Consider the following 9,628-nt stretch of genomic DNA (forward strand, 5'->3'; position numbering starts at 1 on the left):
ATGACCGAAACAGAAAGGATCGTTTTTAATCATGAAACGTCGAAAAATCTTGCTTTATCTCGCTTTACTCGTGCCGCTGTTCTTCTGGGTGCAGCAGACGACACCAGTTGCTGCTGCCGATGACGACTGGACGCCAGTGGCTACGCTAGGGGTCACCCTGACGGACAGTCAGAAGCAGCAGACGCTCAGCACGCTGACGGCCCCTTTGAACAATGCTAGTTATACCACATTGACCGTTGATGGCAATACGCTCGTCAAGTACCTCAATTCAACCGGCGACAACTTCACTTCCAGTTCGAATGTTTATTCGAGTGCGCTCGTCCAGAAAACGTCCAGCGGTTCAGGAATCAATGTCAAGATTCTCGATTACAACGGTAAAAACAATATCACGACCATCACAGCCGATCAATACAAAAATGCCGCTTTAACGGCCGGTGTGACTGATGCCAACATTTATGTCACTTCCGCTGTCCCGATTGACGGTTCCGGTGCCCTTGCTGGTGTCTATGCCGCTTTTGCGAAAAACGGCGACACCCTCAGCAGCAGCCAAATCAGTGCTGGCCAAAGCGAATTGAACACTTTGAGCGACATTACCCAAGCCAACAAAGATAAAGACGGTTATTCCGATGCCCAGCTCAACAATGCTGTCGCCGGTGCCAAGGAAGAAATGGCTAAGAAGGGGTCCAACATTACAGTCAACCAGATTACCACAATCGTCAATAATCAGTTGACTCAAAATAACCTGACCAACGTCATCACAAGTACGCAGAAACAGCAAATTATCAACATCTTAGTCAAAGTGCGTGACTCAGGTGCACTGAAATCCAACAGTTTCCAGGACCAGGCCAGCAACGTGGCTTCCAACATTAAATCCGGTGCGAAGAACATCTTCTCGCACTTGAACACGGCGCAGAATCAGAACTTTATCCAACGCTTGTGGGCGCAGATTTTGTCATTCTTCCAATCGATTATCAGCTGGATCACATCACTTCTCTAATTGATCAAGAACCATCCCGCTCGCTTTCATAAACATGTACGTAATGACAGGGCCGACAAACTTGAAGCCCTGTTTTTTCATGTCTTTCGCAACACATTGTGAAAACGGCGTCTGATTGGGAATCGGATCCATCGGCAGATAGGTCATGATTTTAGGTTCGTCGTCGACAAACGCCCACATATAATCGGAAAAGGTTGTCTGCGCCCAATGCAGTTTGACAATTGCCTGTGCATTGGCAACCACAGCCTGAATCTTGCGGGGATTGCGGATCATGCCTGGATAAGTGATGATACTTTCAAGGTCATCTTGCATCATTGCGGCGACGGAATCAATTTTTAAGCCGTGAAACGCTTGTCGAATCGTCGGCATTTTGGCAGCGGCTACTTTCCAGCTCAAACCAGCTTGAAACGTGCCGACCGTCAGCAGTTCGAACAAACGCTGATCATCATGGACCGGATGTCCCCATTGCTGTTCATAATCAATAATTCCTGATGCTGTTTTTTTCATGATAATCCTCCTCAAACCAAAAGCAGCCGATCCATGCTAGAATATCCTCAAAGGAAGTGGGCAGGATGGATTTGAAACACGAACAGGCCAAATTAGCCGGCCACCATCGCAAACACGAACTGGAAAAGCAACTCGAACAATTACGGGACCAGCGGCAGCGGCTGATTGCCGGTACTGCTGCTGAAAACGACAACGGCACACCGGCCGATGCCGACAGCAGCCGCAACGATCATCAAGCTGTGGCCCAGCTCGACCAGCAGATCCAGCAGTTAACCGACCAACTCAATCAGTTAAAAGCATAATCCAATAGAAAAGCTGAGACAAATTCTGCCTCAGCTTTTTTGAACGTTTTTATTGCGCCATATGCCAGACGATCGTGTCCAATTTGGGATCGATCGAAGCATTTTCAACGACATCATACCCATTGGCCTTCGACGTCGAAATGATTCCGTTCTGCAAGGCATCTTCTTTGCCAGCTAAGTACATTTGACTAATTTCAGTATTAACACTGTCCAAAGAAGTTCCTTCAACAACATATTCAGCGACTAAACCGCCGTTAAAATAAAAACGAACCGAATAATGTTTCGTATCTTGTTCTGCCATTTTGTTCACCTCGTGTTCATGATAACAAATTTCACCGGGACCAGGGCGCTTAACCGTCCTCATTCTGGTTTTCTTGTTACAATAAAGATAGCTTACATTGGGGGCAAAATAAAGATGAATTTATGGATCAATTGGATTTGTATCATTATCGTCGGGTTCATCGCCGGTGTCTTTGTGGCCGCCGAATTTTCCGTTTTGAAAGTCCGGCCGTCCTATTTGCAGGAATTAAGTGATCAGGGCAACAAAACGGCCCGAGTCACCTTGCACCTCCTGAATAAATTAAATGACACCTTATCGACGACCCAAGTGGCGATTACCTTCACCGGTATCATCATGGGGGCAATCGGGGAAAGCACCGTTTCTGAAACGATCATCCGTCTCTTCAGCCTATTCCACATCGAGCTCGCTGAAAACTGGCTTCTCTCCGCCGTCAGTGTCATCATCCTGACTTATTTGGAAGTGGTCCTGACCGAACTAGTGCCTAAATCGATTGCGATCGATCAGCCGAATAAGACGGCTATGCTGATTACACGGCCTGTTCAGGGATTTGAGAAAATTGCTTATCCGCTCGTCTGGTTCATGAGCATTTCGGCAGCCGACGTTTTGAAATTGTTAGGCTTCACCGTCGCGCAGGAAGGCGAAGAAATTTACACCCAAGCCGAAATTCTGGGCATTACGAAAGCAGCTGTCAAGGGCGGCACGCTTGAACCAGCCGATGCCGCCTTTGTTTCACGTGGATTTTCTTTTAATGATCAGCAAGCCAAAGACATCATGATTGATCGAACGGCGGTCACATTTCTGGACCAGTCCGATACTGTTCAGACGGCTTACCATGCCTATTTAAAAACTGGTTTCACCCGTTTTCCTGTCACTGAGGAACATGACAAGGACCGGGTCACTGGTTACGTTTATTCGTATGACTTAGCCAAAGCCGTTCAAAACGACAATGCCCAAACCTTAAGCGAATTGACCCGGCCGCTGATTAAAGTCGCCGAAACGCTGAATATCGGGTCAATCTACCGACGCATGCGGCAGGAAAATTCGCCGATTGCGCTCGTCGTCGATGAGTACGGCGGTACTGCCGGCATGATCACCGATGAAGATATTACCGAAGAAATCATGGGTGATTTTGAAGATGAAAACGACCCGGCCAATCGTAAGGTTGTTCATCATCAGGACGGCAGCGATACCGTCAGCGGCAAAATCACGTTGCATGACTTCGAACGTCTTTTTAAAACACCAATCCCCAGCTTTTCCGAATCGCCGTCGGTTACTCTGTCCGGCTACATCACCGAACAGCAGCCGCACATTCAGGCCGGCGACACGTTCACCGTGGGGCCGTTCACACTCGAAGCCATTCGCATCAAGAACCACCGCATTCAGCAATTTAAAGTTACGCACCGCAAAAAGGAGGAACAAGCATGACAGTCAATGAATTTTTAACCACCGCTCCCGCCGATTGGACTTTTGCTAAAGTCGACACTAACACGATTAGCGAACTTACCGCCGGCCAAAGTTATGACGAAGTTTATCAAATGCCGCTCAATCAGCGGCCGGGTCTTCGTGATTTGCTGGCCAAAGCACTCGAGAAAAGCATCATCACTCGTGACACCAAACTCGAGCTCTACACCGACGGCAATATTGATGTCGTCGTCCCTGATTTAAACTGAAACAGTCCCAAAAAAGGCTTCGGCACGTTTTGTGTCGAAGCCTTTTTTAAGCCCCCTGCTTAAACATTATTTTGTTTTCGTAAACGGATTGGCAACCTTCGAATAATCATGATGTTTACGAACCATAGTGTGCGCCGCTTTCGCCAACACCTTCGGGTCCTTATCGTAATGATTCAGTTTCGGCAGGTCATCGTCCGGCAGTCCTAAGAACTTGTTGACGGCAATATGAGCACTGCGGACACTCATCATTTCGGTAAAGGTCATCTGGGTCTTCATTTCGGTAAACTGGCCCAAGAAGGCTAAATTATGCGAACCAGCCGGAACGACATGCGGCCGGTCCTTCTTGGAACGGTTGTTGAAGAGAGCATCGACGTATGGCATGTAAGCTGGAATAACATTTTCAACACTGGCCATAATTTCGTCAGTCTTGTCCCCGATTTTAACGGCCCGTTTGTCCATCGCATTCAGATGCCCAATCAATTCCAGCAGCATTTCACGGCCGGTCATTTCGATGAACGGCTTGTCGACATAATCGCCTTTGCGGCGTGGATAGAGGACGTAGCCCCACAGAACGGTTTCATTCGGCTTCTGTGCATGGAAATGCGGCTGATGATGCACCACGATACTCAATAATGGCGTCGAATCAATCCAGGTCTGCAGTGCATTGCCAGGTGCCTGACGAGTGATTTCCTTGATTTCGTTGACCAGCAGATGATTGGTCGTCGTCACGGTGAAACTCTGCCATTCGCTCTGGCTGCGATCGCCGAAGAATTTGTCAGGATTGCCGACGTTATAGAAGCGATCGGCCACTTTGCGCCATAAAGCCGCACTCGGCGCTGGATTCATATTTTCGGTGATTGGAGTATCGAGATCGCCTAAAGTGGTGCAATCCGTAATCGAACCATTTGTATCGAAAACGAGATCGCCTTCGTTGACTTCGATGTGAATCGGCTCATTCGTCTCGACATTGACTCCTTCGATGCCAGTCACGATGATTTCATCCCGCATCGGAGTATCCGCAAAGTCAAGGTCGTCGATCCGAACGCGATTGACGAATTGAACACCCTGATCCTGCAAATACTTGCGGGCTGGAAGAATCAAACTCTCGTATTGATTGTATGGCGTCCGGGTCACGCCAGCTAAGGTGTTGATCCGACTGAATTCCAAAATCATCCGGTGCATGTAGCGCCGTAATTCAGCAGCTGAACTCGTCTTCTGGAAGGCAAAGGTCGTCTGCCACATGTACCAGAAATTAGTCGTGAAGAAATCAGGGTCGTCTTTGAACCAGGTCTGAATGTCTACGTCGTCCAAGGTTTCCTCTTGATCATCCGGAATGGCCGTTAATTTAACTAATAATTCACGGTCCTGATTGCTGAAGCCCATCGAATACGTATCGATGATACCATCTTTGTCCATCAAACGGGACACATCGTTCGTCGGATGGGCATGATCAAAGTTCAGGATTTCATCCGTGACTGACTCGCCCGGATGATCCAGTGACGGAATCCCCCGAAACATATCCCACAGATCTTCGTAAGTTTCTTCATTCAGCATCCGGCCGCCGATGGCTAAAAATCCTTTGCTGTTGGCTAACCGGCCTTTTTGATATTCGTCCTCATAAGCAGTAACATGATTGCCATCATTGGCGCCATGGGTATCCAGCCCGATAATCGTAATATCCTTGCCGGACCAGCCATTTTGAATTAAATAATAAGCGGCGGCTAAACTCGAGATTCCAGCGCCGATTGTATATGCTTTACTCATTTCAAACACCTCATTTTTAATAGACAAGTTCTATCTACGGATCGTGGATAAACGATGTCTTTGATTCTGCTTTTATCATACACGTGATTGAAAACGGATACAATAGCAATATTCAAAAAATATTTAAATTTATTTTTTATTTATCTGCTGTTTTCAGCGTACAAAAAAAGTTTGATCAAAAAATGACTTTTCAATCAAACTTTGCTTAAGTTTATTTACCATGGCACGATCTGCTCAATCGCATCGCAATCATAACCAAGCTGAAACGGCTGAAAACGGCGGGCACTATTGCGAATCACTTCGGCCGGCACATGCATGCCGACAGACGGCGGCCGCTGCTGCACCTGTTCTGCCGCTCGCCGCCAATCATTCGCAAATTGAACCCCAATCACCACATTCGCCGGATCGGCCGCTTTCGCCCACCGATAGTAGTCACGCCGCTGGTCGATTCGCAAGTTAATCGCATCAACTAGAATCACATCGACCTGCGGCAATAACAGACACTGTTGGTAAAGCCATTTAAAATGGGCAACCGAAGTCTGAACGGCTTGGCGGATAAACGCCGGATCGTTACTCTGGTAAACGCCTTTTCCGAATAAGTGCACCCGAATCGTATCACTATTGAGCCAAATCACATTTTGCTGTGGATGCAGCCGGACGTAACGTTGGGCCCAGGTTGATTTGACGGCACCCTGAATTCCGGCTAATGTCAGAATACGTCTCAACGAAAGGTCGCTCCTATCTATCCAATGCAGATTTCACAACTCAATGATAACAGATCGGCGCACTTTTTAAACGGCCATGCGGTCATCGCATTCGAAGCCTTGGTTGTATGGCGCATCAATCAAGGTCAATTCACATTTTCCGTCGAGCGAACTGTTCTTCAGCCGCTGAATCAGCTGGCCCTGGTCGTCGAAATAATGGACGGCATGGATTTTTTCCAAAATAGGACCTTTATCGTTTGTACCAATATAAATTTTCCGATACGGAATATGACCTTGTTTGAGTGCCTGGATCGTTGCGGGCAAATATTGTTCCTTGCGCGCCGTCACGATATCGACTTCATAGCCATGCTGCCATGCACGCTGAGCCAGATCGGCCGCTTTCTGCAGGACATTGCTATTCAAAATCACATCTGTTTGCGTCTCATCAATAATCTTTTGGGCAACCTCATCGGGTAGTCCATAGACCTTGGCAAACGAATAATCCGTCATATCCGCCAGTTTCAGCGACTTGCCAGTAAAATCATTGAAATGATGGATGACCCGTTTCATAGAGAAAACAGTCCCATCCAAATCAAAGGCCCAGACTGGCCGCTTGAGTGGCTGCAGATCCTGACGTTGTGGAAGTTTTAATCGATCGATTGTAAGCATCTAAACACCCTCTTTAACTAAATTGTTCCGAACTTACTTCTTAAAAGTCAGCAAGTTAATATAATACGCGCTTTTAAATAAAATGCAAGCTTTTTTTGCGTAAATGAAAAGCCGAAGTTTTTACACCTCGGCTTTCCCTAAAAGCCGCCACTTCTAATTTATCATGAAAACCACTCAGGGGTGGTCAATCATGCTTGACGGTTTAAATTGAAATCAATTGGTTCCAAATTATTGAATATTTTGCCGCAACTCCTGCAGCTGCTGAATGGCTTGATCGAGCAACGCTTTGTCCTGGTTGGTGCCGTATTGAACCAAATTCTGCATCGCACCGCCTAACAAATAATCCCGATAGACCTGCGCTGGCAGTACATTAGCCAGATCATTGGCGGGACGGGCTGGTTGCACCGTCTGTGCCTGCTGCTGGTTGGCACCGGCATACTGCCGAATTGCCTCATTCAGCAATTGGTCCAGCGAATGATCCTGCTGCGTCATCCATGCTGACTGTTTGCCGCTGGCGGCACTTGTTGCCGATTGCTGAACCAGTTTGCCTAAGATCTGGTTGAACTGCTGATCGGCAGACGATTGCGGTGCGGGCGCCGCACTGCTTGGTGCCGGTGCAAAGGACTGCTGCTGCAGCCAGTCATTGAACTGGCTCGATACATCGGTCGGAATCTTCGTTTCAGTTGGTTTGGCAGCGGCCGAAGCTGGTTGTTTCGGTTCCGGCTTCAAAGATTCGGGCTTGAATAAATCAGCCACTTCTTGATTATGACGAGCTGCTTCAGTGGCTTCGGTGACCTGTTTATGATCACGTTCTTTAGCCGCCTTATCCTTTTGCTGAGCCTTTTGGATGGCACGATTCTGAGCCGCTTTCTTTTCGGTCTGTGATTCGATTTGCCGCATCCGTTTAGCCGTCGCCGAATTTTGCTTTTCCGGCTGCTTTTGCAATTTCTGCACTTGCTGATCGGCTTTTTTGAGTTCCGGATTCGTCTGCTGCTTCTTGGCCGCATTCCGCATTTGTTCACCATTCAATGTCGTGACATTTTTAGCTGCCTTGCGGGCTGCTTCTTTAGCATCCAGAATTTCCTGCAGTTTCGCCAAAGTCGTCTTCTTCGCCGTCTTTTGAACGCCGAAATTCTGACGGATTTGTTTCTTGCCGGCATTCATCTGTTCATTGGCCTGTTCCAAAATCTTGCCCAAACCACGCTGCTGAATCGTATTAACGACGTAAACCGCCGCCTTGTCCAACTTATCAACTGTTGGGGCTCCTGTGAAAGGTCCGACTCCCAGCAAAATCTGCCGCCCTAATTTCGTAATAAAAAAGGCATAATGTTGCTGGTAGAAATAACTGATCGCATCTGTCGCCGGTTCACGGAGCATCTCCATCAATTTACCGACGTTGCTGCGGCCTAACGTTCCCGTTACGGTCGTCTGTTTGGCTGCATCGGTGATCGACAAACTTAATTGCTCCCGATCCTCGCTGACCTCTAACCGAAGCTGATCATTGTACTTGTTTGCATAATTTTTCTGTAAACTCGTTGTTTGTTTACTTGCCGCCATGAAAGCTGACTTCCCTTCCTGAAAAATATTGATTGCCGCTGTTAGGTCATCATTGGCCTCAAACCCACAATTCTTGCAGATAAACAAATGTTCCGCACTCTCACGATTGGCCTTGTTAATATAATGGCATCGTGGACAGCGGTGACTCGTTTCACGTGGATTGATGAACCACACCTGCGACCCGTGACTCGGCGCACGCTTCATCAACTGCAGTTCGAGTGCAATATGCAGGTAGGGAAAACGCAGTGCGAATTGGGGACGGCGGTGCGCCGCCGCTGCAATTCGTTGCTGGCCGGCCAAGTTTTCAACGACAAACAAGGTTTCCTTCGGATAATGATTGAATAAGGTTTTCAAGGCCGTCCGAATGATCAATTCCCGTTTTTGCTGATCGTATTTTCGTTGTTCCGCCGACAGTTTATGCTGCCGATGAAACCGTCGAAACTCTTCAACTTGCGCCTGACGCAACTGGATCCCTGAGATAAATAAGGAATGTCCTTGTTCATCGATACAGGTCATCACATAATTTGTTCCCAAATCGATTCCAACAATATGCTTGATTTTGTTGGCCATCGACTTACCACCTTTCCACACCCATTATACCGTTTTGAGAAACAAGCGGGGCTGAAAACAAAAACGGATTCGACAAATCTTAAGGTTTGTCAAATCCGTTAAATTTTCTTATTGAATCGTGACCGAAACTTCGGTCGGTAATTTCGGCTGGATGACTTGTTCCAGTTCTTCCGCCGTGTGATTAAAAATCAATTGAATCCGATGATTGCGCCGGGTCACAATTGTTGCGATGACACGTTCTTTGTCGTTTTGAACGACTTTGAAACGGGTCAGTGTGATTGCCGTCAGATCAGTGTACGGCGTAATCGTCGAAAAGAAGTGATTCCCCATCACACCGCGCTCCGTAAAGCCGCCGACACCGCTTTGAAAATTGAGCAGGATCAAAGCAGCAATCAAAACGATATAGGCTTCCCCTGTGTAAGGTGTCCACCAGATAAAGAAGAGGTAAAAAACACTGTAAAGGATCATCCAGTAGTTGTAATGGGCCCGTTCGATTAGCTTCGACTGCCAATACGTATTGAGCGCCGCACCGGTCAGCAAAGCAATGTCCAGAATGATCCACATTGTATTGATACTCATCTCTGCTT

Annotated in this window: 11 protein-coding genes; 4 read left to right on the top strand and 7 right to left on the bottom strand. The window is 47.5% G+C overall.

Annotated features, from left to right (window positions below):
- Window positions 1-31 precede the first annotated feature (31 nt).
- The gene (locus IV40_RS02905; protein ID WP_057768888.1) at window positions 32-997 is read left to right on the top strand and encodes a DUF1002 domain-containing protein; all 966 of its coding nucleotides are present in this window, start codon (window positions 32-34) and stop codon (window positions 995-997) included.
- Here the strand turns inward: IV40_RS02905 and IV40_RS02910 are convergent.
- A complete protein-coding gene (locus tag IV40_RS02910; protein WP_057768889.1) occupies window positions 986-1,504 on the bottom strand; it encodes a DNA-3-methyladenine glycosylase I in 519 nt (172 codons plus the stop codon). The genes IV40_RS02905 and IV40_RS02910 overlap by 12 nt on opposite strands.
- 65 nt (window positions 1,505-1,569) lie before the next feature.
- Between IV40_RS02910 and IV40_RS02915 the strand changes: the two genes are divergently transcribed.
- Complete coding sequence (locus IV40_RS02915; protein WP_057768890.1) at window positions 1,570-1,806, top strand: hypothetical protein; 237 nt, start codon at window positions 1,570-1,572, stop codon at window positions 1,804-1,806.
- Window positions 1,807-1,855: 49 nt separating this feature from the next.
- Here the strand turns inward: IV40_RS02915 and IV40_RS02920 are convergent, their stop codons facing one another.
- Window positions 1,856-2,107, bottom strand: coding sequence for a hypothetical protein (locus IV40_RS02920; RefSeq protein WP_057768891.1), 252 nt, complete (start codon window positions 2,105-2,107; stop codon window positions 1,856-1,858).
- A 114-nt stretch (window positions 2,108-2,221) separates the two neighbouring features.
- Here IV40_RS02920 and IV40_RS02925 point away from each other — a divergent pair, with 114 nt between their 5' ends.
- Together IV40_RS02925 and IV40_RS02930 are read left to right on the top strand one after the other, a co-directional pair.
- Window positions 2,222-3,532 (top strand): hemolysin family protein, encoded by a 1,311-nt coding sequence (locus IV40_RS02925; RefSeq protein WP_057768892.1) that lies wholly within the window; start codon window positions 2,222-2,224, stop codon window positions 3,530-3,532.
- On the top strand, window positions 3,529-3,777 hold the full coding sequence (locus IV40_RS02930) for a hypothetical protein (RefSeq protein ID WP_057768893.1): 249 nt from the start codon (window positions 3,529-3,531) through the stop codon (window positions 3,775-3,777). Before IV40_RS02925 ends, IV40_RS02930 begins: the two co-directional genes overlap by 4 nt.
- Before the next feature lie 66 nt (window positions 3,778-3,843).
- Here the strand turns inward: IV40_RS02930 and IV40_RS02935 are convergent, their stop codons facing one another.
- The 5 genes from IV40_RS02935 to IV40_RS02955 form a co-directional block, all read right to left on the bottom strand.
- Complete coding sequence (locus IV40_RS02935; protein ID WP_269083537.1) at window positions 3,844-5,562, bottom strand: oleate hydratase; 1,719 nt, start codon at window positions 5,560-5,562, stop codon at window positions 3,844-3,846.
- A 194-nt stretch (window positions 5,563-5,756) separates the two neighbouring features.
- On the bottom strand, window positions 5,757-6,266 hold the full coding sequence (locus IV40_RS02940) for an AAA family ATPase (protein WP_057768895.1): 510 nt from the start codon (window positions 6,264-6,266) through the stop codon (window positions 5,757-5,759).
- Between the two features lie 66 nt (window positions 6,267-6,332).
- Complete coding sequence (locus IV40_RS02945; protein WP_057768896.1) at window positions 6,333-6,914, bottom strand: hypothetical protein; 582 nt, start codon at window positions 6,912-6,914, stop codon at window positions 6,333-6,335.
- Between the two features lie 228 nt (window positions 6,915-7,142).
- Window positions 7,143-9,041 (bottom strand): zinc ribbon domain-containing protein, encoded by a 1,899-nt coding sequence (locus IV40_RS02950; protein WP_057768897.1) that lies wholly within the window; start codon window positions 9,039-9,041, stop codon window positions 7,143-7,145.
- A gap of 108 nt (window positions 9,042-9,149) precedes the next feature.
- Entirely contained in the window at window positions 9,150-9,620 is a 471-nt protein-coding gene (locus IV40_RS02955; RefSeq protein WP_057768898.1) for a hypothetical protein, read from the bottom strand.
- Between the last annotated feature and the right edge of the window lie 8 nt (window positions 9,621-9,628).

The sequence above is a fragment of the Lactobacillus selangorensis genome (assembly GCF_001437205.1).
GTDB lineage: Bacteria > Bacillota > Bacilli > Lactobacillales > Lactobacillaceae > Paralactobacillus > Paralactobacillus selangorensis.